The organism is Pigmentiphaga sp. (assembly GCF_019689535.1).
GTDB lineage: Bacteria > Pseudomonadota > Gammaproteobacteria > Burkholderiales > Burkholderiaceae_B > Pigmentiphaga.
The window spans coordinates 1-23,876 of sequence record NZ_JADGHH010000032.1; the positions used below are offsets into that span (position 1 = coordinate 1).

Genomic DNA, 23,876 nt, shown 5'->3' on the forward strand with positions numbered 1-23,876 from the left:
CCCGAAAACTGCGTGCTGGTTTTCCGGTTTGCAGGCTTCGCCTCCTGGCGTGCGCAAGCACAGGGGGGCTTCATCCATAGGGGAATAGCTCAATTGGCAGAGCGTCGGTCTCCAAAACCGAAGGTTGTGGGTTCGATTCCCTCTTCCCCTGCCACTTCTCCCGGAGCTCGCGGGTTCTAGTCCGGGCTTCCGTTCGAAGCCTGGTAGTAGCGCCAAGCCGGCCTGGGTGTTTGTTAGCACCGCTGGCGTCGTGATTTGGCGCTTGCCCGGACGAAAAGATGTCGAATCCAAACGTCGAAACCGTAACAAGCACTGCCGACCGCATCAAGCTGGGCCTGGCTATCGCGGCGTTCGTCGCGGGGCTGGCGGGTTTCTACGCCTTGTCGAACAGCCCCATGATTGCCCGCGTGGGCGTGATCATCGCTGGCGTAGTCGTGGCGTTGGTGATCGCATGGTTCAGTGAGCCTGGCCGCCGCCTGATCGCATTCGGCCAGGACTCCGTGCAGGAAACGCGCAAGGTAGTCTGGCCTTCCCGCAAGGAAACCGTTCAGACCACGATGGTGGTGTTCGCCTTCGTGCTGGTCATGGCGCTGTTCTTGTGGGTTACCGACAAAACCATCGAGTGGGTCTTGTATGACCTCGTGCTCGGGTGGAAATAACAGGGCGGAAGAAAGGCTATGAGCAAGCGTTGGTACGTTGTCCATGTCTATTCCGGCATGGAGAAAAGCGTTCAGAAGGCGCTTACGGAGCGGATAAACCGCGCCGGTCTGCAGGATTCCTTCGGCCGCATCCTGGTGCCCACCGAAGAGGTCATCGAGGTCAAGGGCGGGCAGAAGTCGATCACCGAGCGTCGTTTCTTCCCGGGCTACGTCTTGGTCGAGATGGAATTGACCGACGAGACTTGGCACTTGGTGAAGAACACCAACAAGGTGACGGGCTTCGTCGGCGGTTCGGGCAACCGCCCCACCCCCATCCCCCAGCGCGAAGTCGACGAGATCCTGTCCCAGATGGAAGAGGGCGTGGAGAAGCCGCGTCCCAAGATCCTCTTCGAAGTGGGCGAGATGGTCCGCATCAAGGAAGGTCCGTTCACCGACTTCAACGGCAACGTCGAGGACGTGAACTACGAAAAGAGCAAGCTGCGCGTGTCGGTCACCATTTTTGGCCGGTCGACCCCGGTGGAGCTCGATTTCAGTCAGGTCGAGAAGTCCTGACGAGGCATACGGCCGGATGGCGCGCTGCGGTCGGCGCCATCCGGCTTGCGGCGTTTTCGCCGCGAGTTGGTTCGACCGTCAACCTCGGGGAGCAAACCGAAAAAGTTTGCGCTTGAACCCGAAAGGAGCAAAGCATGGCGAAGAAAATCGTCGGCTTTATCAAGCTGCAAGTGCCGGCTGGTAAGGCCAATCCCTCTCCCCCCATCGGTCCGGCGCTGGGTCAGCGCGGCCTGAACATCATGGAATTCTGCAAGGCGTTCAACGCCAAGACGCAGGGCATGGAGCCCGGCCTGCCGATTCCCGTGGTGATCACCGCCTATGCCGACAAGAGCTTCACCTTCGTGATGAAGTCGCCCCCGGCGACGATTCTGCTGAAGAAGGCGGCTGGCATCCAGAAAGGTTCGTCCAAGCCCCATACCGACAAGGTGGGCACCCTGACTCGCGCCCAGGTCGAGGAAATCGTCAAGACCAAGCAAGCTGATCTGACGGCCGCCGACATGGACGCTGCAGTTCGCACGATCGCGGGCAGCGCCCGCAGCATGGGCATCACGGTGGAGGGTCTGTAATCATGGCACGCTTGTCGAAACGTGTAGCCGCTCTGCGCGCCAAGATCGATCGCAGCAAGCTGTATCCCGTGACTGAAGCGCTGGCGCTGGTCAAGGAAACCGCCACCGCCAAGTTCGATGAATCCATCGACCTGGCCGTGCAGCTGGGCATCGATGCGAAGAAATCCGACCAGCTGGTCCGCGGCTCGGTCGTGTTGCCCGCCGGTACCGGCAAGAGCGTGCGCGTGGCCGTGTTCGCCCAAGGCGAGAAGGCTGAGGCTGCCAAGGCCGCCGGCGCCGACATCGTCGGCATGGAAGACCTGGCCGAGCGCATCAAGGGCGGCCAGATCGACTTCGACGTGGTCATCGCCTCGCCCGACACCATGCGTGTCGTCGGCGCGCTGGGCCAGATCCTCGGCCCCCGCGGCCTGATGCCGAACCCCAAGGTCGGCACCGTGACGCCCGACGTCGTGACCGCTGTGAAGAACGCCAAGGCCGGCCAGGTCCAATACCGCACCGACAAGGCCGGGATCGTCCACGCCACGATCGGCCGTGCTTCGTTCGAGGTCGAGCAGCTGCAGGCCAACCTGCTGGCGCTGATCGACGCGTTGAACAAGGCCCGCCCGGCATCGGCCAAGGGCATTTACCTGCGTAAGCTGGCGGTTTCCTCCACCATGGGTGGCGGCATCCGCGTCGACCAGGCCTCTTTGACGGCCGGCCAGCAGTAATCGCAGGACAACAGACTTTGGGCTGCACCGAGCGCAAGGCTCTGCCGAGCGCAAGGTGTTGCTGTCAAAGACCGCTGGAGTGAAACCGAATGCCCTGGTACCAGGGAACGAGGTGGATCTTAAAACCGATGCCCGCGGACAGGCACGATGCCTGTCCGCCAAGGCGCGGATCCAGCGCAGACGGCGCTCCCAGGAAGAATTCTTTATCCAAAGAAGTCGACCAGGTTCGCCGCATTCGGTTGGCGCAAGGGTGGTACCCGAGCGCCTTATGATGGAGTGTTCAAACCGTGAGTCTCAATCGTCAAGAGAAAACGGTGGTCGTCGAGGAAGTTGCGGCGCAGGTTGCCAAAGCCCAATCGATCGTTATCGCCGAGTATCGTGGTCTGGACGTCGCTTCCGTCACCGTACTGCGCAAGCAAGCGCGTGAATCGGGCGTTTACCTGCGTGTTCTGAAGAACACGCTGGCTCGCCGCGCTGTGACCGGCACGCCTTTCGAGGCTCTGTCGGCGCAGCTGACCGGTCCGCTGATCTATGCGATCAGCTCCGATCCGGTCGCGGCCGCCAAGGTGCTGTCCGACTTCGCCAAAACCAACGACAAGCTCGTTCTGAAGGGCGGCGCCATGCCGAACAGCCTGATGAACGTCGAAGGCGTCAAGGCTCTTGCCTCGCTGCCCTCGCGCGAAGAGTTGCTGGCGAAGTTGCTGGGCACCATGCAGGCACCCGTTGCACAGTTTGTGCGTACGCTCAACGAAGTTCCGACGAAGTTCGTGCGCGGCCTTGCCGCCGTGCGGGACAAGCAGGCGGCCTAATCGCCTGTGCGCGGCGAAGGCAGGTCCGGCGCCCGCGTCGGGCCGAGGCCCCGAGGGCCGGGCCGGAACCGCGAGGGATGGATGGGTCGAGAAATCGACCAAGTTTCCTTTCCCCGGAATTCGTGACACGAAGCGACACCCAATACTTGGTATCACATTCATTGGAGTTTTAGAAAAATGGCACTTAGCAAAGCTGAAATCATCGACGCCATCGCCGGCCTGACCGTGCTGGAACTGTCGGAACTGATCAAGGACCTGGAAGAGAAGTTCGGCGTGTCCGCCGCTGCTGCCGCCGTGGCCGTGGCTGCTCCCGCTGCTGGCGGTGGCGCTGCCGCTGCTGCTGAAGAGCAGACCGAGTTCAACGTGATCCTGGCCGACGTCGGCGCCAACAAGGTCAACGTCATCAAGGCCGTTCGCGAGCTGACCGGCCTGGGCCTGAAGGAAGCCAAGGACCTGGTCGACGGCGCTCCGAAGCCTGTCAAGGAAGGCGTGTCCAAGGCCGATGCCGAAGCTGCCAAGAAGAAGCTCGAAGAAGCCGGTGCCAAGGTCGAAGTCAAGTAATTCGACCCCTGCCGGTACCCGGTGGCCGCTCCAAAACGGCCTCCGGGTTTTTGCGTTTTTGGAAAACGGCTTTTAAGGGACGTTTTTCGATGCAGTACCGCCGCCTTGTGTGCCCGATGCGCGAGGCGGCGCCTACGGATTTCCGGTGCGCAGGTGGGGATGATGCCGCCTGCGGACCCGAAACCCGTGCCGGGGGATCCCGGCAGAGGGGCACCGGCCTTTGCCGGCGGGTGGCCTCGCTGAGATTTCGAAGTCGTATTTTAGGACCATTACCCGTGGTTCACGCAACCTGAGTCGGAGTGCTCATGCCCTACTCGTTCACCGAAAAGAAGCGCATCCGCAAGAGCTTCGCCAAGCGCGAGGACGTGCAAACCGTTCCCTTCCTGTTGGCGACCCAGCTCGAGTCCTATCGTACTTTCCTGCAAGCGGACACGCCTCCCCTGCAGCGCAAAAACGAGGGCCTGCAAGCCGCATTTACCTCGATTTTCCCCATCGTCAGCCATAACCAGATGGCGCGGCTGGAGTTCGTCAGCTATACGCTCGGCGATCCTCCCTTCGACGTGCGCGAGTGCCAGCAACGTGGCCTGACTTTCGCGTCGCCCCTGCGCGCCAAGGTGCGCCTGGTGTTGCTCGACCGCGAAGCAAGCAAGCCGACCGTGAAGGAGATGAAGGAGCAGGAAGTCTACATGGGAGAAATCCCGCTGATGACTCCCACCGGCTCGTTCGTCATCAACGGCACCGAGCGCGTCATCGTCTCGCAGCTGCATCGGTCGCCGGGCGTTTTCTTCGAGCACGACCGTGGCAAGACGCACAGCTCGGGCAAGCTTTTGTTCTCTGCCCGCGTGATTCCCTACCGCGGTTCGTGGCTGGACTTCGAGTTCGATCCCAAAGACATCCTGTTCTTCCGCGTCGACCGCCGCCGCAAGATGCCGGTCACGATCCTGCTCAAGGCCATCGGCATGACGCCGGAAGACATCTTGGCGCACTTCTTCTCGTTCGACACCTTCGAACTGCAGAGCGAAGGCGCCCTGATGGAGTTCGTGCCCGACCGCTGGAAGGGCGAAGTCGCGCGTTTCGACATCAACGATAAGTCTGGCAACGTCATCGTCCAGAAAGACAAGCGGATCAACGCCAAGCACATCCGCGACCTGGTCGCGGCCGATACCAAGCGGATCTCCGTTCCCGAGGACTTCCTGCTCGGCCGCGCGCTGGCCCGCAACGTGGTTGATCCCGAGACGGGCGAAATCGTCGCGTTCGCCAACGACGAGCTGACCGAAGCGCTGCTGACCAAGCTGCGCGAGCACAACGTGCGCGAGATCCAGACGCTCTACACCAACGATCTGGACCAGGGTCCGTACATCTCGCAGACCCTGCGCATGGACGAGACGACCGACCAGACCGCCGCCCGCGTGGCCATCTATCGCATGATGCGCCCGGGCGAGCCCCCCACCGAGGAGGCCGTCGAGACGCTGTTCCATCGCCTGTTCTTCAGCGAAGAAACCTACGACCTCTCGCGCGTGGGCCGCATGAAGGTCAACAGCCGACTGGGACGTGGTACCGATGCCAGCGGCAGCATGACGCTCACCAACGAGGACATCCTCGACACCATCAAGGTCCTGGTCGAGCTGCGCAACGGCCGTGGCGAGATCGACGACATCGACCACCTGGGCAACCGCCGCGTGCGCTGCGTGGGCGAGTTGGCCGAGAACCAGTTCCGCGCTGGCCTCGTGCGCGTCGAGCGTGCGGTCAAGGAACGCCTGGGCCAAGCCGAGGCGGAAAACCTGATGCCGCACGACCTGATCAACTCCAAGCCGATCTCGGCCGCCATCAAGGAGTTTTTCGGTTCGAGCCAGCTGTCGCAGTTCATGGACCAGACCAACCCGTTGTCCGAGATCACGCACAAGCGCCGCGTCTCGGCCCTCGGCCCTGGTGGCCTGACGCGCGAGCGCGCCGGCTTCGAGGTGCGCGACGTGCACCCGACGCACTACGGCCGCGTGTGCCCGATCGAGACGCCGGAAGGTCCGAACATCGGCCTGATCAACTCCATGGCCCTGTACGCCCGCCTGAACGAGTACGGCTTCCTCGAGACGCCGTACCGCAAGGTCGTGGACGGCAAGGTGAGTGACCAGATCGAGTATTTGTCGGCCATCGAAGAGAGCCGCTACGTGATCGCGCAGGCGAACGCCACGCTCGACAAGGAAGGCCGCTTCGTGGACGACCTCGTGGCCTGCCGCCAGGCTGGCGAAACCATGTTGACGGCCCCCGAGAACGTCCACTACATGGACGTTGCGCCCTCGCAGATCGTGTCGGTGGCTGCCTCGCTCATTCCGTTCCTCGAGCACGACGACGCGAACCGCGCGCTGATGGGTTCGAACATGCAGCGCCAGGCCGTGCCTTGCCTGCGTCCCGAGAAGCCGGTGGTCGGCACGGGCATCGAGCGCACCGTTGCCGTGGACTCGGGCACGACCGTGCAGGCGCTGCGTGGCGGCGTGGTCGATTACGTCGACGCCGAGCGCATCGTGATCCGCGTCAATGACGACGAGAACGTGGCCGGCGAGGTTGGCGTCGACATCTACAACCTGATCAAGTACACCCGTTCCAACCAGAACACGAACATCAACCAGCGCCCCATCGTGCGCCGTGGCGACGTCATCGCCAAGGGCGACGTGCTGGCCGACGGTGCCTCCAGCGACCTCGGCGAGCTCGCCCTCGGCCAGAACATGCTGGTCGCGTTCATGCCCTGGAACGGCTACAACTTCGAGGACTCGATCCTGATGTCGGAGCGGGTGGTGGCCAATGACCGCTACACCTCCATCCACATCGAAGAGCTGACGGTGGTGGCCCGCGACACCAAGCTCGGACCCGAGGAAATCACGCGCGACATTTCGAACCTGGCGGAAAGCCAGCTGAACCGCTTGGACGAATCCGGCATCGTGTACATCGGCGCCGAAGTCCAGGCTGGCGACGTGCTGGTCGGTAAAGTCACGCCCAAGGGCGAGACCCAGCTCACGCCGGAAGAGAAACTGCTGCGCGCGATCTTCGGCGAGAAGGCGTCCGACGTGAAGGACACCTCGCTGCGCGTACCGTCGGGCATGGTCGGCACCGTCATCGACGTGCAGGTGTTCACGCGCGAAGGCATCGTGCGCGACAAGCGCGCCCAGTCGATCATCGACGAGGAGCTCAAGCGCTATCGCCAAGACCTGAACGACCAGCTGCGCATCGTCGAGAACGACACCTTCGATCGTATCGAGAAGATGCTGATCGGCAAGGTCGTCAACGGCGGCCCGCGCAAGCTGGCCAAGGGTGCGGCCATCTCCAAGTCGTACTTGGCCGAGCTCGACCGTTGGCAATGGTTCGACATCCGCCTGGCCGACGAGGCCGCGGCGACCGCGCTCGAGCAGGCCAAGGAGTCGATCGAGCAGAAGCGGCACCAGTTCGACCTTGCCTTCGAAGAGAAGCGCAAGAAGCTGACGCAGGGCGACGAGCTGCCTCCGGGTGTCCTGAAGATGGTCAAGGTCTACCTGGCCGTCAAGCGCCGCCTGCAGCCTGGCGACAAGATGGCAGGCCGCCACGGCAACAAGGGCGTGGTGTCCAAGATCACGCCGGTGGAAGACATGCCCTACATGGCCGACGGCACGCCGGTCGACATCGTGCTGAACCCGCTGGGCGTGCCCTCGCGGATGAACGTCGGGCAGGTGCTGGAGGTGCATTTGGGCTGGGCCGCCAAGGGCCTGGGCCAGCGCATCAACGAAATGCTGGCCGACGCCCGCAAGGTCGAAGTGGCCAAGATCCGCGACTTCCTCGGGAAGATCTACAACCAAACGGGCACGCCTGCCCGCCTGGATGAGCTGACCGACGATGAAATCATCGAGCTGGCACAAAACCTGCGCGAAGGTGTCCCGTTCGCGACGCCGGTGTTCGATGGTGCCTCGGAGGAGGACATCCGGACCATGCTCGACCTGGCCTACCCGGACGAGTTGGCGGAGAAGCTGAAGCTGACTCCCTCCAAGACCCAGGCCTACCTGTTCGACGGCCGTACCGGGGAAATGTTCGAGCGTCCCGTGACCGTGGGTTACATGCACATGCTCAAGCTGCACCATCTGGTCGACGACAAGATGCACGCCCGTTCGACCGGCCCTTACTCGCTCGTCACGCAGCAACCGCTGGGCGGCAAGGCGCAGTTCGGTGGCCAGCGCTTCGGGGAAATGGAAGTGTGGGCACTCGAGGCGTATGGCGCATCGTATGTGCTGCAAGAAATGCTGACCGTGAAGTCCGACGACGTGAACGGCCGTACCAAGGTCTACGAGAACATCGTCAAGGGCGATCACGTGATCGACGCCGGCATGCCCGAGTCGTTCAACGTGCTGGTCAAGGAAATCCGGTCGCTCGGGATCGACATGGATCTCGAGCGTAACTGATAGGAGTCGCCATGAAAGCGCTGCTGGATCTGTTCAAGCAAGTCACGCAAGAAGAACAGTTCGACGCCATTCGCATTGGCATTGCATCCCCGGAGAAGATCCGGTCGTGGTCGTTCGGGGAGGTCAAGAAGCCCGAGACGATCAACTATCGTACGTTCAAGCCCGAACGCGACGGGCTGTTCTGCGCCAAGATCTTCGGCCCCATCAAGGACTACGAGTGCTTGTGCGGCAAATACAAGCGCCTCAAGCACCGCGGCGTGATCTGCGAGAAGTGCGGCGTCGAGGTCACCCTGGCCAAGGTGCGCCGCGAGCGCATGGGCCACATCGAGCTGGCCAGCCCGGTCGCCCACATCTGGTTCTTGAAGTCGCTGCCGTCGCGCCTGGGCATGGTGCTCGACATGACGCTGCGCGACATTGAGCGCGTGCTCTACTTCGAAGCCTATTGCGTCATCGATCCGGGCATGACGCCGCTCAAGCGCGGCCAGATCATGTCGGAAGATGACTTCCTGGCCAAGACGGAAGAGTACGGCGATGATTTCCGCGCCGTGATGGGTGCCGAGGCCGTGCGCGAACTGCTGCGCACGATCGACATCAATCGCGAAATCGAAACGCTGCGCGCCGATCTGCAGGCCACGAGCTCCGATGCCAAGATCAAGAAGATCTCCAAGCGCCTGAAGGTGCTGGAGGGCTTCCAGAAGTCCGGCATCAAGCCCGAGTGGATGATTCTCGAAGTGCTGCCCGTGCTGCCGCCCGAGCTGCGTCCGCTCGTGCCGCTGGACGGCGGCCGCTTCGCAACCTCGGACCTGAACGACCTCTACCGTCGCGTCATCAACCGCAACAACCGCCTGAAGCGCCTGCTCGAGCTGAAGGCTCCCGAAATCATCGTGCGCAACGAGAAGCGCATGCTGCAGGAAGCCGTCGACTCGCTGCTCGACAACGGCCGCCGCGGCAAGGCCATGACCGGCGCCAACAAGCGTCCGCTCAAGTCTCTGGCCGACATGATCAAGGGCAAGAGCGGCCGCTTCCGCCAGAACCTGCTGGGTAAGCGCGTCGACTACTCCGGCCGGTCGGTGATCGTGGTGGGCCCGCAGCTCAAGCTGCATCAGTGCGGCTTGCCCAAGCTGATGGCGCTCGAGCTGTTCAAGCCTTTCATCTTCAACCGCTTGGAGATGATGGGGCTGGCGACTACCATCAAGGCGGCCAAGAAGCTGGTGGAAACGCAAGAGCCGGTGGTGTGGGACATCCTCGAAGAGGTGATCCGCGAACACCCGGTCCTGCTCAACCGTGCCCCGACGCTGCACCGCCTGGGCATCCAGGCGTTCGAGCCGGTGCTGATCGAAGGCAAGGCGATCCAGCTGCATCCGCTGGTGTGCGCGGCGTTCAACGCCGACTTCGACGGCGACCAGATGGCCGTCCACGTTCCGCTGTCGCTCGAAGCGCAGCTGGAAGCCCGTACGCTCATGCTGGCTTCTAACAACGTGCTGTTCCCGGCCAACGGCGAACCGTCCATCGTGCCGTCGCAGGACATCGTGCTGGGGCTGTACTACGCCACGCGCGAGCGCATCAACGGCAAGGGCGAGGGCCTGCATTTCATGGACGTGGCCGAAGTGGTGCGCGCCTATGAGAACAAGGTGGTGGAACTGCAATCGCGCATCACCGTGCGCCTGACCGAGTACGAGCGCGACGAGAACGGTGAATTCCGCGTCGTGCAGCGTCGTTACGAAACGACGGCCGGCCGCGCCATTCTGTCGGAGATCCTGCCCAAGGGGCTGCCCTTCTCGGTGTTGAACAAGCCGCTGAAGAAGAAAGAGATCTCGCGCCTGATCAACCAGTCGTTCCGTCGCTGCGGACTGCGCGCGACGGTCATCTTCGCCGACCAGCTGATGCAGGCCGGCTTCCGCCTGGCCACGCGCGGCGGCATCTCGATCTGCATGGACGACATGCTGATCCCCGCGGCCAAGGAGGCCATCCTGGCCGAGGCCAGCAAAGAGGTCAAGGAGATCGACAAGCAGTACTCGTCGGGTCTGGTGACCGCCCAGGAACGCTACAACAACGTCGTGGACATCTGGGGCAAGGCCGGCGACCGCGTCGGCAAGGCGATGATGGAACAGCTCTCGACCGAGCCCGTCGTCGACCGCCACGGCAAGGAAACCCGGCAGGAGTCGTTCAACTCGATCTACATGATGGCGGACTCCGGCGCCCGCGGTTCTGCGGCCCAGATTCGTCAGCTCGCCGGCATGCGGGGCCTGATGGCCAAGCCGGACGGCTCCATCATCGAGACGCCCATTACCGCGAACTTCCGCGAAGGGTTGAACGTACTGCAGTACTTCATTTCCACCCACGGTGCCCGCAAGGGCCTGGCCGACACGGCGCTCAAGACCGCGAACTCGGGTTACCTGACCCGTCGCCTAGTCGACGTGACGCAAGACCTGGTCATCACCGAGGAAGACTGCGGCACGACCGCCGGCTTCGCGATGAAGGCGCTGGTCGAGGGCGGCGAGGTCATCGAGCCGCTGCGCGACCGTATCCTGGGCCGTACCGCGGCCGCTGACATCGTCGATCCGGATACGCAGGAAACCGTGTTCGAAGCCGGTACGCTGCTGGACGAAGATGCGGTGGAAGTCATCGAGCGCCTGGGCATCGACGAAGTCAAGGTCCGCTCGGCGCTGACCTGCGAAACCCGCTATGGCCTGTGCGCGGCGTGCTACGGCCGCGATCTCGGCCGCGGTACCCTGGTCAACGTGGGCGAGGCGGTCGGCGTGATCGCTGCCCAGTCGATCGGCGAACCGGGTACGCAGCTGACCATGCGGACGTTCCACATCGGTGGCGCGGCCTCGCGCGCGGCGCTTGCCTCGGGCGTGGAAACCAAGTCCAACGGTACTGTTCGCTTCACGAGCGCGATGCGCTACGTGACCAATGCGAAGGGTGAGCAGGTCGCGATCTCGCGGTCGGGCGAAATCCTGATCGTGGACGACAACGGCCGGGAGCGCGAGCGCCACAAGGTGCCGTACGGCGCGATCCTGCTGCATGGCGACGGCACGGTGGTCAAGGCCGGCACGCAGCTGGCGACCTGGGACCCGCTGACCCGCCCGATCATCACCGAGTACGCAGGTACGGTGAAGTTCGAGAACGTGGAAGAAGGCGTCACGGTGGCTCGCCAGCTGGACGAAGTCACTGGCCTGTCCACGCTGGTCGCCATCACGCCCAAGACGCGCAGCAGCAAGCAGACCGTGCGTCCGCAGGTCAAGCTGCTCGACGCCAACGGCGAGGAAGTCAAGATTGCCGGCACCGATCACTCGGTGAGCATCTCCTTCCCGGTGGGCGCGCTGATCACGGTGCGCGACGGCCAGCAGGTCGGCGTGGGCGAGGTGCTGGCGCGTATCCCGCAGGAATCGCAAAAGACCCGCGACATTACCGGCGGTCTGCCCCGAGTGGCCGAGCTTTTCGAAGCCCGCTCTCCCAAGGACGCCGGCATGTTGGCCGAGGTCACCGGTACGGTTTCGTTCGGTAAGGACACCAAGGGCAAACAACGCCTGGTCATCACTGACCTGGACGGCGTCAGCCATGAGTTCCTGATTCCGAAGGAAAAGCAGGTGCTGGTGCACGACGGCCAAGTGGTGAACAAGGGCGAAATGATCGTGGACGGCCCGGCCGATCCCCACGATATCCTGCGCCTGCAAGGCATCGAGAAGCTGGCGACCTATATCGTCGACGAAGTACAGGACGTCTATCGCCTGCAAGGCGTGAAGATCAACGACAAGCACATTGAAGTGATCGTGCGCCAGATGCTGCGTCGCGTGAACGTCGTCGATCCGGGCGACACCTCGTTCATCCCGGGCGAGCAGGTCGAGCGAGCCGAGCTGCTCAACGAGAACGATCGCGTGATCGCCAACGGCGGTCGTCCGGCTACGTACGAAAACGTGCTGCTGGGCATCACCAAGGCTTCGCTGTCGACCGACTCGTTCATCTCGGCCGCTTCGTTCCAGGAAACCACGCGCGTCCTGACCGAAGCTGCGATCATGGGCAAGCGGGACGAGCTGCGCGGCCTCAAGGAAAACGTCATCGTGGGACGCCTGATCCCCGCCGGCACCGGCATGGCCTACCATGCCGCCCGCAAGGAGAAGGAAGCCCAAGAGGCTGCGGAACGCGAAGTGGTCTTCGCCGACGTGAACAACACGTTCGACGAAAGCACCATCTTCAAGTCCCCCGCCGAGGTGACCTCGACGCCTGCTGCGGACGAACCCGAAGGCGGCAGCCAAGAGTAAGCAGCGAGACCGCGGCGCCTTCGGGCTGCCGCGCCAAGACAAAAAGCCTGGGCCGGCGCATGCCGGTCCAGGCTTTTCTTTTGGCGTCAGTGAGGTTCGCCGGGAGGCGGGACGCTCAGTTTTTCCACGCGCCTTCGTGCGGGGCCGTCGCTTCGTCCAGCAGCGCAGGCCCGATGCATTCGATGTGCGTCGGCGAGGCCGCAAACACGTCCCGGCACGAGAGCTCGGCGTCCCGCTGGTCCAGGCGCTCCCCCCGGAAGCCGCGCAGCCGGACGGCGTCGATGCCGAATACGACGCGGTGGATATTGGCCCAGAAGATCGCGCCTGCGCACATCACGCAAGGTTCGCCGGATGCATAAATCGTCGCGCCGGCGAGCTCGTCGCGCGAGTATTTGGGACTGGCGAGGCGGATGGCTTCGGTTTCCGCGTGCGCGGTGCAGTCCCCGCTTTCGCCATTTCGGTTCCAGGCTTCGGCCAACACCTTCCCGTCGGCGCCGACGATCACCGAGCCGAAGGGACGATTGCCGCGCGTCTTGGCGACGTTGGCGAGCTCGATGGCGCGGCGCAGGTACAGGCCGTCGCGCTCATTGAGCGGCTGCTCGGCGGGCAGTTCGATCTGCGTCATGCCGGCACCTTGCGTTGATCGGCGGCAGGCAGCAGCCGGTCGTCGAAGATCTGCTCGAGTGACGGCTTGGCGGGCAGGTCGAAGACCTCGACCACTTCGTCGATTTGGCGCTGCAGGACGCCGGTGCGCACGCCGCCGAGTCCGTTGGCGCGGCTTTCGTCGGTCAGGAGGTAGCGCCGCGTGATGTCCCAACGTTGACGCTCCACGTCAAGGTCGATGATCGGTTCGCGTGCCTTGATGGCGGCCAGGGCGGGGGCTGGGTCGATCAGCGTTTCGACCAGCGCGCGGTTGCTGGCTGCGAGGAAAGCCCGGATGACTTCCGGTTTTTCGGCGATGAGCTTGCGGCTTGCCAGGACGGCATTGCCGTAGAGGCTGAGGCCGGTCTTGGCATACTCCAGCACCGAGAGCCGCTCCAGGGGCATGCGCGCAAACAGTGATACCGCCGAGTCGTGGAAGTAGGTGGCAGCATCGACGTCGCCCCGGACCATGACGTTGTCGCGGGCGCTGAAGTCCGTGGTGGCCCACTGGAACAGGTCCGGGGAAATGCCGAGTTGGCGTGCGACCATCGGCCAGCAGCGGCGGGTCGACTCGACGGCTGCGGCGGCGACGCGTTTGCCTTTCAGGCTGGCGAAGTCGGTCGTGATGCCACGGTCCTTGCGGCCGATGATGACGAAAGGCGCGCGATTGTAATACTGGTAGATGGCTTGCACGGGGGCGCCGACGTTCTGGGCGTGGAACTCGACTAGCGAACTGATGTCGCCCAGGCCCAAATCGTAAGCGCCGCTTGCCACGCGGGTGATCGACGCAACCGACCCTGATCCCACGTCGATGCTCACGTCCAATCCCGCTTCCTTGTAATAGCCCTTGGCGAGCGCCAGGAAGAAGGGCGACGTCTGGCTGGTGACTCGGAAGTCGAGCGTGAACTTGACCGGAGTCAGGCGCGGCTGGGCGAGGAGCGGACGGGAGTATGCGGCAGAGAGGGCGGAACCAGAAAGCGTGGCGAGGAACTGGCGGCGGTTCATAGTGGAGATCCCGTGTCGTGACATGAAGGACCCCGGACGGCCTGCAGCAGGTTGTCCGGCGCGACTCGAGCAATTTCCGGGCGACGGCAGGCGATGGGACGGCCGTCGCTGAACGCTTCTACTCTGCAGGGAAACAAGCAAAGGGTGTGCCATCGACCTCCCTGCCGGGATGCCGGGATGCCGGGACGCCGGCCGACTACCGTCCCGCCTGCGAGGGGCCGCCTGGGATGATTCGGGCCAGCGTCTTCTTGTCGTGGCATGGTGCAGCGCGGCTGCTTCCGGTGCGTGGCGCACAAGCTTGGTGAACGGTGGCGCGACCGACGTCGCGGGCTGCCAGGAGAAGGCACTTGGTTCGATTCTTGCATCGGTCGGCTTCGAGAGTAGAAGCGTTCAGCGCAATCGTCCGGCAGCTGCCGGTGCGGTTGGCGGGTCATTGCTCTTGAAGAGGTCGCGCGGCGGGGGTTTTGCCCGCAGCGAGGCCGCCACATCCTTCAAGTCCGACACGACCGCCCCGCGCTGATTGCCGGCAAGTGGTCGGTGTCCCTGTTCGACGAGGACTCTTATGCAAACCACGAATGCCACGCCCGCTTCGAAAACGCCTTCCACCTACGCTTTGGGGGAACTCGAAAAAGAGTCCCGCATGGGAGGCATGGGGCTCGAGGCCCCGCGGGAGATCCGCATCATCGACATCTCGGATTTCGATCGGCGCAAGGCGGAGATCGCCGATGAAATCTGGCAGGCTGCCACGGAGATCGGATTCTTCCAGGTCAAGAACCACGGCATCCCCTTGTCCGACATCGAGGCCGCCTTCGTGCGCGCCGAGCATTTCTTCGCCTTGCCGCGCGAAGTGAAAGCGCAATGGCCGTTGAGCCGCAACGCAGGATGGGAGCACAAGGCCCAGATCAGGCCCTCTACGCAGACGCCGGACCAGAAAGAGTCCTACCAAGTGACGCGGCCGCGCATGGACGGCCTGTGGCCGACCGAGGCCGAACTGCCCGGCTTCAAGGAGGCCACCCTGCGCTTCGAGCGCCAGTGCTGGGAAGTCGGGATGCGCCTGCTGTCTTGCTTTGCGCTAAAGCTCGGCTTCGATCCGGACTTCTTTACGCGCGCGCATGACCCGTCCAGCCCGACGTACCAGAGCACGCTGCGCATGCTGCATTATTTCGCCGTCGACCCCGCGCTGCAGAGTGAACTGGGGCTGTGGCGGGCCGGTGCGCACACTGATTACGATTGCCTGACGCTGCTATTCCAGCGAGCCGGGCAGGGCGGCCTGCAGGTGTTGCCGGGCAAGGAAATGGAGAGCCGGGCATGGACGCCCGTGGAGCCCGTCGAAGGCGTGATCACGTGCAATATCGGGGATATGCTGACGCGGTGGAGCGACGACCTGCTCCCCTCGAACTTTCACCGGGTGCGCAATCCGCGTCCTGACGAGTACCAGGGGCCGCGCTATAGCCTGGCATTTTTCTGCCAGGCAAACGAAGAGGTTGTCGTCCAAGGGCCGGCGGGCAAATATCCGCCGATTACCGCCGCGGAGTACCTCAAGCAGCGGATATCGGCGAACTTTTCGAACCGGTATTGAGGGAAAAGGGGCGCTCAGCGCCCCTTTTCGTTTAATCCAGCGTGATGTTCAGTTTCTTGAGCACTTGCCCGAAGCGATGGGTTTCTTCGGTCAAGGCGTTCACGTACTGAGGCCGGCTCAGCGCGTAAGGTTCATAGAACATGCCCTCGTAACGCTGCAGTACATCGGGATCGCGCAGTACCTCAGCGACGTCTGTCGAAACCTTGTCGGCGATGGCAGCGGGAATGCCCTTGGGCGCGAGCAGTCCGACGGACGCGACGAGCTCGAAGTCGGGTGGGCCGCCGGACTCGCGGAGGGTCGGAACGTCGGGAAATCCGGCCAATCGCGAGGGCGCTGAAACCGACATGAAGCGGACCTTGCCTGCCCGCTGGAGCGGCCCGGCGCTGCCGCCGCTGCCGAATGCCCATGCCAGTTCCTTGTTGGCGACCGCCGCGTAGAGCTGCCCCATGTCCTTGTAGGGCACGTGCATCATTTTCACACCTGCGCCATCTTCCAGCATGGCGCCCCCGATGTGTCCCGGGCTGCCTACGAACCAAGAGCCGTAAGTGATCGCACCGGGCTGGGCGCGGGCCGCCGCAAGCAGGTCTCCCGTCGTCTTGTAGGGGCTGTCGCCCGGCACCACCATGAAGAAGTAGTTGCGCAGCATTGGCGTGAGCGGCTCAAAGTCGCGCATCAAGTCGTAGGGGAGATGCTTGAACAGAGAGGGATGGGCGCTGGTTTGCGAGTTGTCCATCTGGATCAGGGTGTAGCCATCCGCAGGACTGCGCTTGACCGCATCCACGGCGATGAAGCCGTTACCGCCAGGCTTGTTTTCTACCATGACAGGCTGCCCCCATTTTTGGGCCAGCTTGTCCGCCACGAGTCGCAGCGCGACGTCCGGTCCTGCGCCTACCGGGAAGGTAGTGACGATTCTGACCGGCCTGGTCGGATAGGTTTGAGCGTGGCCGATCGAGGCGATCGCCATCAATGTTGCCCCGAGCAGTGCGACAAGAATCTGTTTTCTCATGGTCGTGCGTCCCATAGTCCAGTCGATCGAGCCGGCGTGCGGCATCGTGGGCAACTGTGCCACCGACAGGCCAAACTGTGGCCCGGGCATAAGTGCTTTCGGGGTGAGTAAAAGCATTTTGTTGCTTCCGGCCAAGCGGGGGAGCTCACCATAAGCTTTTTCGCCCCACGCAGAAGCCATCGACGCTAGTTCTTCCCAGGTCGCGGAGCCGAGAATAGGAACCGACTTTCTTGAGGGATAGCCAAATGAAGATTTTCCCGAGCTTGCAGTGGCCGATGCCCCAGGTCGACCTGCAGGAAATCATGGATTACCTGAGCAGCACGGATGAGCGCAGGACGTATCCGCTGTGGCAGGACGACGACTGCCTCTGCTTCGTTGCGCGCGGCCGCGAGTATCGCAGTGAGTTCCACCTGAATCCCAGCCACGAAATGCAGTATTCGCTGAAGGGCGACTTGCACCTGCATTACCGTACGCCCGAAGGCGTGGAGAAAGTAGCGGTGGTACCGGAGGGCCACTGCCTTTACCAGCCGCCCATGGTGCCGCATTCGCCGCGTTTCGCACCGGACGCATTTCAACTCGTCATCGAGCGTAAGCGCCGACCGGGAGAAGTCGATCGGTTTCATTGGTTCTGCCCCTCCTGCGATCACCTGCTCCATGAGGAAACCTTCGTCGTTAGCGATTACGGCGCGGACCCGGTGTCCCGGGCGTACGAGAATTTTTGGGGGTCGCTGGCGTTTCGCACCTGTAAGAAGTGCGGGACGGTGATGCCAGAACGTTGACCCGGCGGAGCACTCATGGACCACATTCCTCGCACGTGGCAGGAGAAAGTGCAGCCCGCCCAGACGGCGCTGCTCATCGTCGACATGCAGAACGATTTTTGCGCGCGCGGCGGTTACCTGCAGCGGAAACGTGCGGAGAGCGGCAAACACCCGATCCAGGTCGAGGAGAACGAACGGATCGCGGATCGCATTGACGTCCTGGCGCAGGCCGCGCGCCGGGCTGGCGCGACGGTGGCGTGGCTGCGGTCGCTATACGACTTCAAGTACCTGGCCGAGGCCCACATCGCAATGCGAGAAGACGAGGGTTGCTGCCTGGAGGGAACGTGGGGGGCGGATTTTTTTCGCATTCGCCCCCAGGAAGGGGACCTCGTGGTCGACAAGCATACGTTCAGCGGCTTTCACCAGACCTCCCTGCATGGCCAGCTGCAGGCCCGCGGTATCCGGACGCTCATCATGACCGGCGTAGCAACCAATGTCTGCGTGGATTCCACCCTGCGCCACGGCTTCATTCTTGGCTACCACATCGTCTTGGCCGAAGACTGCGTAGGCAGCGGTAACCGTGCCGGGCACGAAGGCACGCTGTCCAGCGTCCGCGTCAACTTCGGGGCCGTGGTGTCGTCCGCCGAGTTGGTGCAGGAGTGGGAACGTTCGGCTATGTGAGGCGCCCGTCCAGAATCCGATTGTCTCGCGGGGCGAGGCATTCATCGCGGCAGATGACTGATCGCCTGTAATAATTACCTAGTACCGCGTGAGCCGGTGGTTGCCCCAGTCTGGACTGCCGGATAGCTGGATTCTGAGGTATTGAGCTGAGTGAGCCGTCGTCCATGCTGCACGTCAAACATCTCAAACCGTTCATGGCGGTCGTACGCCACGGCAACCTGTCCCGGGCCAGCGAGGAGCTGCGGCGTGCCCAATCGGCGGTTTCACGGTCCATCCAAGAACTGGAGTCTTGGTTCGGCGTGTCGCTGTTCGAGAGAGGCCCGCGCCAGTGGCTGCTCACGAAATACGGCCAGGTGCTGGCCCGGCGTACCGAGGAGGCCTTTGCCGAGTTGCAACGTGCTTGCGTGGTCTTGACCGAGCGGCATCCGGCATGTGCGGCGCGCCTCAGGGCAGCCCCGTTTTTCTCGCTGTCTGTGCATGAAAGGCGTTTGGAGCTCCTCTTTGCTTTTGCCGAGCGCAAGCACATTAGCACGGCGGCTGCCACGGTCGGCATTTCCCAGCCGGCGGCAAGCATGGCGCTCTACGACATCGAGTCCAGCGTAGGTATCCCGTTGTTCGATCGTGCTCATACGGGCGTTGCGTTGAACGAGTGCGGCGAACTGCTGATGGAGCACGTCAAGCGGGCGCTGGCGCTTTTGCGCCTGGCGGACGGTGAAATTTCCGCCTTGGAAGGCGTGGTCGATGGACTCGTGGTGGTAGGCGCGCTCCCATTCTCGCGGCCCTATGTGCTTCCCGCGGCGATCGGGGAGGTCTTGCGCCAGCATCCCCATCTACAGGTGCGTACCCTGGAAGCCCCCATGGAGGTGATGATCACCGGCCTCAGGCTAGGAGACGTGGATTTCCTGACGGGCGCGCTGCCGCTCGATCCGGTGGAAAACGGCCTCGTCGTCGAGGAGTTGGTGAGCGAGCCCATGGCTGTCATCGCCCGGTCCGACCACCCACTGGCGGCGGCGCCATCCCTGGACTTGTCGGACCTGCTCGATACGCCCTGGATTTTGTCGCGCCCCGGGACGCCGAGCCGGGAGGCGCTGAACTCGTGCCTGGCGCAGCAAGGTGTGGCAGAGCCGCGCGTGGCGGTGGAGTCTTCGGATATTTCCGTCATCCGCGGCCTACTGCTCGAGACCGACATGATCACGGCGGCCTCCCGCCAGCTGTTCTCGTACGAGCTGAAAGCAGGGAGCCTGATCACGCTGCCCGTAAGCTTGCCAGGCACAGAACGGCCGATAGGCATTCTGCGTCGATCCCCCGAGCATTCGTCACCGGGCGCAAAGCTGTTGATGGACGCCGTGCGCCGGATTTGCCAGAACGAAGCCCTTGCCGACGCGTAGCGCGCCTGTGCTGCCGCGCTGGGGGGCTGCGAGCCTGGCGGGGCGATCCCTCGCGTGCACTGGAAGCGGCGTCTCCAATGGGCGACGCCGTAGGTAGGCAATGCGATCAATCCAGCCGGATGTCCGCCCTCTTGACGACGTTCGTGAAGAATGCGAAGTCCGCGTCGGTCTGTTGACGGAACTCCCGGGGCCCGGAGTAGGCGGGTTGCAGCCCTTGTTCTTCGAGCCGCTTGCGCAACCCCGCGTCGGCGAGGGCGTCTTTCATGGCCTGCGCCAAGGTTTCGATGACGTTGGAAGGCGTATTCTTGGGGGCGAAGAAGCCGAATAGGTTGCGCGCGTCAAAACCCGACACGCCGCTTTCTGCAATGGTGGGTGGAACGTCTGCAATGAGTGATCGCCATGCACCTTCCTCACCACAATCGTTATCCCTATAGCTCGATAAATTCCCGCAGCGACTACAGTTGGCCCGAAGGCAAGCGTCTGGCGTTTTATATCGGGCTGAACATAGAACGTTTCGCTTTTGGTACGGGTTTGACCCACAACCTGACGGTTCCCATCCCCGCGCCGGACCAGCGGGCGTTTTGCTGGACGGAGTACGGCAACCGAGTCGGCGTATTCCGGCTGTTCGATTTATTCGACGACTTGGGGCTGCCCGCCTCGCATTTGATCAACACATCGTTGTTCGATTACGCGCCGGAGATCGTCGCCGGCATCAATGCGCGCGGCGACGAAATCATCGGCCATGGGCGGACCAATGCAGAGCGGCACGGCCACATGTGGGAAGAGGATGAGGCTCGGTTTCTCGCGCAGGTGAGGGACGAAATCGCGGAAAAGGCCGGGCAGAGGGTGAGGGGGTGGATGGCCCCGTGGATGTCGATCAGCCACGTCACGCTGGATCTATTGGAGGAAGCCGGCTTCAAGTTCGTGATGGATTGGCCGGCGGATGACCAGCCGCTGTGGATGAAGACCCGCAACGGCCGCATCATGTCCGTGCCTTATCCCCTCGAGCTCAATGATTCGCCGCAGATGCTGGTGCGGCATGCCACGCCGACGGAATTCGAGCAAATGGTGATCGATCAGTTCGAAGAGATGCTGGAGCAAAGCAGCAAGCAGCCGCTAGTGTTTGGCTTGGCGCTGCATGCCATGGTCGTTGGCCAGCCTTACCGTCTGCGCGCCTTGCGGCGGGCGTTGCAGTACATCGTGAATCATCCGCGACGTCACGAGGTGTGGTTCACGAGGCCGGGCGCGATTTATGACCATTGCCTGGCCCTGCCGGAAGGTACTCTTCCCGGATACCGCACCTGAGGGCTGGCCGAGGGCTGCGCGGCACGCTCCTCGGCTGGCATCAATCGATGACGTCTTGAAGCCAACGCGCCCAGCCCAGCAACTGGGCATCGTGCCCCCGGCGCCCGACCAGTTGAATGCCTAGCGGCAGGCCGTCCGGTCCGGTGCCGGCGGGCACCGTGATGCACGGTACGTGCAGCGAGGTCCAGATGCGGTTGAAAACCGAGCTGCCGGTGTCGGAGAGGCCACGCGGCGCTTGTCCGGGGGCCGAGGGGGTCAAGAGGAAGTCGAGCTCGCCGAGGCATGCATCGAACATATGCCGGCATTGCGCTTGCCCTGCGTAGGCTGCGTTGAGTTCGGCTTCGCTCGCCGCGAGTCCCTGTTCCAGCAGCTGCCTGAGATCGTCGCTGATGTCTTCGCGCCGGGCGAGCCACTCCCATCCCAGAGACATCGCGCTCTCCCTAAACTGCACGGTGATGTGGTGGGTCCTGTGCAGGGCTTCGAACTCGGCCGGCAATTCGAAGGGAAGCGGCCGTGCGCCGTGTTGCGCGAGCAGCTCCTGCAATTGCGCGAAGAGCTCTACCGTTTCGGGCAGGGCCTCGTTCCATGCCGGCGATCGGCAGATGCCTATGCGCGGCAGTCGTTCCACTTTTTTCTCCGGGTCACCCAGGTCCCGTTGGGCCAGAGCGCCGGCAAAGAGTGCGCAGTCCGCTACGCTGCGTGCCATGACGCCAATGGTGTCGAGGCTTTCCGACATGAGCTTCATCCCGGCGCGCGGAATGAGCCCGAAGGTTGGCTTGTAGCCGACGATGCCACAATACGCCGCGGGGCGAATGGTGCTGCCGGCCGTTTGGGTGCCGATGGCGAGGGGAAAGTAGAAGTCGGCTACCGCGGCGGCTGAGCCGCTGCTTGATCCGCCCGGCGTGTGCGCCGGATTGTGGGGGTTGGTGGTCGGTCCCGGTTTGCGAACCGCGAACTCTGTCGTGACAGTCTTGGCCAATGGGATGCCACCTTCACTGCGCGCCCAGGCGACAGCCGCAGCATCTGCCCGCGGCTGGTGATTTTTCCAGATCGGAGACGCGTATTGCGATGGCAGCTCCGCAGTGTCAAGTACGTCCTTCACCCCGAAGGGGATGCCTCCCAGGCGCCCCAAGCCGGCCTGGGATGCTGCCCGGCGGGCCGATGTGGGGTGGAAGTCTACCAATGCCCGGGTTTGTCCTTCGCGGCTTTCGATTCGTTCCAGGCAGGATTCGATCAAGGTTCTGGCATCGAGCCTTCCGCTCTCGATGAGCCGGCGTGCTTCCGTTGCAGTCAGGCGATAGGCGTCCATGTCGTTTCCCTGCTCCTAACCGGGTGGTCGTTGGGGATGATCGCGGCGTGCCGCATTTCATCACGGATCGCAAAGGGTAAGGCGGAACCTGTCAATCTGCCTAGACTTTGCCGATGCAAGGGGGAGTCAGATTTCGTGAAGGGGCCGCTTTGCCGTGCAAGCCTCTCGGAGGCCGGTGCCCGCCAACGTACTCGTTGCGGTTGGCCCCAGGCCGATCGCTTCCTCTATCGGCCTGGCCGGGAATGCTTGCGGGCAGCGGCGACGCGCTGAGCGTTCGCGTGCGACGCATCAGGCGATGCGTGCCATCGCATGGTTCTTTCCGCGGCGCTGCGGGGGGCCCGCGCCATGATCATGGCAATGGTTTGGCGAGACAGTTCGCGGCGCCATGCTGCCTCGGCCTGGCGCATCGCCGCAGCGATGGCGCACGGCCGGCGGCATTCGGCAGCGCTCGCCGCCGCTTCTCCTCGTTGTCGGATTTCTGTGCACCGGAATGGGGCTTCTGGGCCTTCGATGGCGTCGACTACGTCGAGCAGTGTGATTTCAGCGGGAGGGCGCGCCAGCCGAAATCCCCCTTTAGGTCCCGCCGTGGAGACGAGGATGCCGGCGCGTGCCAGGGCCTGCAGGGACTTGTTCAGATAAGCCGCCGGCAACCCGAATCGCGCCGCCAACCTGGCGGTGGATACGGTCTGGTCCTCTCCGATCCAACCCAGCGCTACGCAGCAATGCAGCCCCCATTCCACGCCTTCGCTCATTCTCATGTCGGCACTCTGCAAGGATCAGGATATTCAATATCCAAATTTTATTTGACGCTCGATGTGCGTCATCCCATAATTTTAATCTAGATAAAAAATATCTAGATTGAGCGTGTGTGGAAATGTGCGTGAAAGGGGATGGCGGCCGAGTGAGGAGCGGGCCGCGCGTTCCAGGAGGGATGTCATGAAACGTATCGTCGTGCTGGGAGGCGGCTTCGCGGGCTTATGGAGTGCGATAGGCGCCGCCAGGAGGCTGGACGAGGAAGGCATCGGGCCGGATCGAGTGCGGGTCACGTTGGTGGAGCGGAATGATTTCCACGCCATACGTGTCCGCAACTACGAGGACGATTTGGATGCGACGACCGTGCCGCTGTCCACGGTGTTGGATCCCGTGGGCGTCGAGCGCATTCGCGGGGAGGCGACGGCCATCGATGCGGATCGTCGCATCGTTCAGGTGCGCAGGGAAGGCGAGGAAGTCGAGCTGCGTTACGACCGCCTGGTTTATGCGCTGGGCAGCCGATTGTGGCGTCCACCCATTCCCGGATTGGGAGAGCATGGGTTCGACATCGACACTTACGAGGGCGCCAAGCGCTTGCAGGCGCATTTGCGCGGGTTGGCAGCCACACCCGTCATCGGATCCGTCATGGGCGAAGAAGCGCGAGCGGTCATTGCGGAAGCCCTGGACGCGTTGGGGGTAAAAGTGCGGACGGGCGTTCGTGTCGCCGCGGTCGATTCCGAGGGCGTCGCGCTTGAGGACGGGAGCCGGATCGATGCGTCCACGGTAGTTTGGTGTGCGGGGATGCGGGCGCATGCATTGGGTGCTTCGCTGCCTGGGGCCAAGGACGAACTCGGTCGGATCGAGGTCGATGCCTTCATGCGTGTTCGAGGCGTGCCGGATTTGTTCGCTGCCGGGG

At 63.3% G+C, this 23,876-nt stretch carries 20 protein-coding genes and 1 tRNA gene; 15 read left to right on the plus strand and 6 right to left on the minus strand.

All coding sequences use genetic code 11. The features are described 5' to 3' along the window. Positions 1-78 precede the first annotated feature (78 nt). The 9 genes from IRZ12_RS04600 (at position 79) to rpoC (ending at position 12,537) form a co-directional block, all read left to right on the plus strand. A tRNA-Trp gene (locus IRZ12_RS04600) sits at positions 79-154 on the plus strand. Between the two features lie 124 nt (positions 155-278). After that, the gene (gene secE, locus IRZ12_RS04605; RefSeq protein ID WP_296464783.1) at positions 279-659 is read left to right on the plus strand and encodes a preprotein translocase subunit SecE; all 381 of its coding nucleotides are present in this window, start codon (positions 279-281) and stop codon (positions 657-659) included. An 18-nt stretch (positions 660-677) separates the two neighbouring features. Continuing rightward, positions 678-1,211 (plus strand): transcription termination/antitermination protein NusG, encoded by a 534-nt coding sequence (nusG, locus tag IRZ12_RS04610; protein ID WP_296464786.1) that lies wholly within the window; start codon positions 678-680, stop codon positions 1,209-1,211. A gap of 134 nt (positions 1,212-1,345) precedes the next feature. After that, entirely contained in the window at positions 1,346-1,777 is a 432-nt protein-coding gene (gene rplK / locus IRZ12_RS04615) for a 50S ribosomal protein L11 (RefSeq protein ID WP_296464788.1), read from the plus strand. A gap of 2 nt (positions 1,778-1,779) precedes the next feature. Next, positions 1,780-2,484: a 50S ribosomal protein L1 gene (gene rplA / locus IRZ12_RS04620; protein ID WP_296464790.1), complete on the plus strand. Its 705-nt coding sequence runs from the start codon at positions 1,780-1,782 to the stop codon at positions 2,482-2,484. 287 nt (positions 2,485-2,771) lie between these two features. After that, positions 2,772-3,293, plus strand: a complete 522-nt coding sequence (gene rplJ / locus IRZ12_RS04625) for a 50S ribosomal protein L10 (RefSeq protein ID WP_296464793.1) — start codon at positions 2,772-2,774, stop codon at positions 3,291-3,293. 177 nt (positions 3,294-3,470) lie between these two features. Next, positions 3,471-3,854, plus strand: a complete 384-nt coding sequence (gene rplL / locus IRZ12_RS04630; RefSeq protein ID WP_296464796.1) for a 50S ribosomal protein L7/L12 — start codon at positions 3,471-3,473, stop codon at positions 3,852-3,854. Positions 3,855-4,159: 305 nt separating this feature from the next. Next, positions 4,160-8,272 (plus strand): DNA-directed RNA polymerase subunit beta, encoded by a 4,113-nt coding sequence (gene rpoB / locus IRZ12_RS04635; RefSeq protein WP_296464798.1) that lies wholly within the window; start codon positions 4,160-4,162, stop codon positions 8,270-8,272. 11 nt (positions 8,273-8,283) lie between these two features. Beyond that, entirely contained in the window at positions 8,284-12,537 is a 4,254-nt protein-coding gene (gene rpoC / locus IRZ12_RS04640; RefSeq protein WP_296464801.1) for a DNA-directed RNA polymerase subunit beta', read from the plus strand. A 115-nt stretch (positions 12,538-12,652) separates the two neighbouring features. On the opposite strand, the gene IRZ12_RS04645 is transcribed toward rpoC, so the two are convergent. Then, the gene (locus tag IRZ12_RS04645) at positions 12,653-13,162 is read right to left on the minus strand and encodes a nucleoside deaminase (RefSeq protein WP_296464805.1); all 510 of its coding nucleotides are present in this window, start codon (positions 13,160-13,162) and stop codon (positions 12,653-12,655) included. Then, positions 13,159-14,184, minus strand: coding sequence for an ABC transporter substrate-binding protein (locus IRZ12_RS04650; RefSeq protein WP_296464808.1), 1,026 nt, complete (start codon positions 14,182-14,184; stop codon positions 13,159-13,161). The genes IRZ12_RS04645 and IRZ12_RS04650 overlap by 4 nt, the downstream gene beginning before the upstream one ends. 562 nt (positions 14,185-14,746) lie before the next feature. On the opposite strand from IRZ12_RS04650, the gene IRZ12_RS04655 reads away from it, so the two are divergent. Continuing rightward, the gene (locus IRZ12_RS04655) at positions 14,747-15,763 is read left to right on the plus strand and encodes a 2OG-Fe(II) oxygenase family protein (protein ID WP_296464810.1); all 1,017 of its coding nucleotides are present in this window, start codon (positions 14,747-14,749) and stop codon (positions 15,761-15,763) included. Positions 15,764-15,794: 31 nt separating this feature from the next. Here IRZ12_RS04655 and IRZ12_RS04660 read toward each other — a convergent pair whose 3' ends face one another. Then, on the minus strand, positions 15,795-16,769 hold the full coding sequence (locus IRZ12_RS04660; protein WP_296464813.1) for a tripartite tricarboxylate transporter substrate binding protein: 975 nt from the start codon (positions 16,767-16,769) through the stop codon (positions 15,795-15,797). A 245-nt stretch (positions 16,770-17,014) separates the two neighbouring features. Here IRZ12_RS04660 and IRZ12_RS04665 point away from each other — a divergent pair, with 245 nt between their 5' ends. From IRZ12_RS04665 to IRZ12_RS04675, 3 genes are all read left to right on the plus strand, one after another. After that, a complete protein-coding gene (locus tag IRZ12_RS04665; RefSeq protein WP_296464816.1) occupies positions 17,015-17,548 on the plus strand; it encodes a 3-hydroxybutyryl-CoA dehydratase in 534 nt (177 codons plus the stop codon). 15 nt (positions 17,549-17,563) lie between these two features. Continuing rightward, on the plus strand, positions 17,564-18,208 hold the full coding sequence (locus IRZ12_RS04670) for a cysteine hydrolase (RefSeq protein WP_296464819.1): 645 nt from the start codon (positions 17,564-17,566) through the stop codon (positions 18,206-18,208). Positions 18,209-18,372: 164 nt separating this feature from the next. Next, on the plus strand, positions 18,373-19,596 hold the full coding sequence (locus tag IRZ12_RS04675) for a LysR family transcriptional regulator (RefSeq protein WP_296464821.1): 1,224 nt from the start codon (positions 18,373-18,375) through the stop codon (positions 19,594-19,596). Between the two features lie 106 nt (positions 19,597-19,702). On the opposite strand, the gene IRZ12_RS04680 is transcribed toward IRZ12_RS04675, so the two are convergent. Continuing rightward, on the minus strand, positions 19,703-19,984 hold the full coding sequence (locus tag IRZ12_RS04680) for a tripartite tricarboxylate transporter substrate-binding protein (RefSeq protein WP_367181577.1): 282 nt from the start codon (positions 19,982-19,984) through the stop codon (positions 19,703-19,705). An 11-nt stretch (positions 19,985-19,995) separates the two neighbouring features. Here IRZ12_RS04680 and IRZ12_RS04685 point away from each other — a divergent pair, with 11 nt between their 5' ends. Further along, a complete protein-coding gene (locus IRZ12_RS04685; protein WP_296464824.1) occupies positions 19,996-20,901 on the plus strand; it encodes a polysaccharide deacetylase family protein in 906 nt (301 codons plus the stop codon). Between the two features lie 40 nt (positions 20,902-20,941). Here IRZ12_RS04685 and IRZ12_RS04690 read toward each other — a convergent pair whose 3' ends face one another. Both IRZ12_RS04690 and IRZ12_RS04695 read right to left on the minus strand, forming a co-directional pair. Continuing rightward, complete coding sequence (locus IRZ12_RS04690; RefSeq protein WP_296464827.1) at positions 20,942-22,210, minus strand: amidase; 1,269 nt, start codon at positions 22,208-22,210, stop codon at positions 20,942-20,944. A gap of 224 nt (positions 22,211-22,434) precedes the next feature. Beyond that, positions 22,435-22,968: an Rrf2 family transcriptional regulator gene (locus IRZ12_RS04695; protein ID WP_296464830.1), complete on the minus strand. Its 534-nt coding sequence runs from the start codon at positions 22,966-22,968 to the stop codon at positions 22,435-22,437. 178 nt (positions 22,969-23,146) lie between these two features. On the opposite strand from IRZ12_RS04695, the gene IRZ12_RS04700 reads away from it, so the two are divergent. Continuing rightward, a partial coding sequence (locus tag IRZ12_RS04700; protein WP_296464833.1) for an FAD-dependent oxidoreductase occupies positions 23,147-23,876 on the plus strand: 730 nt, incomplete at its 3' end.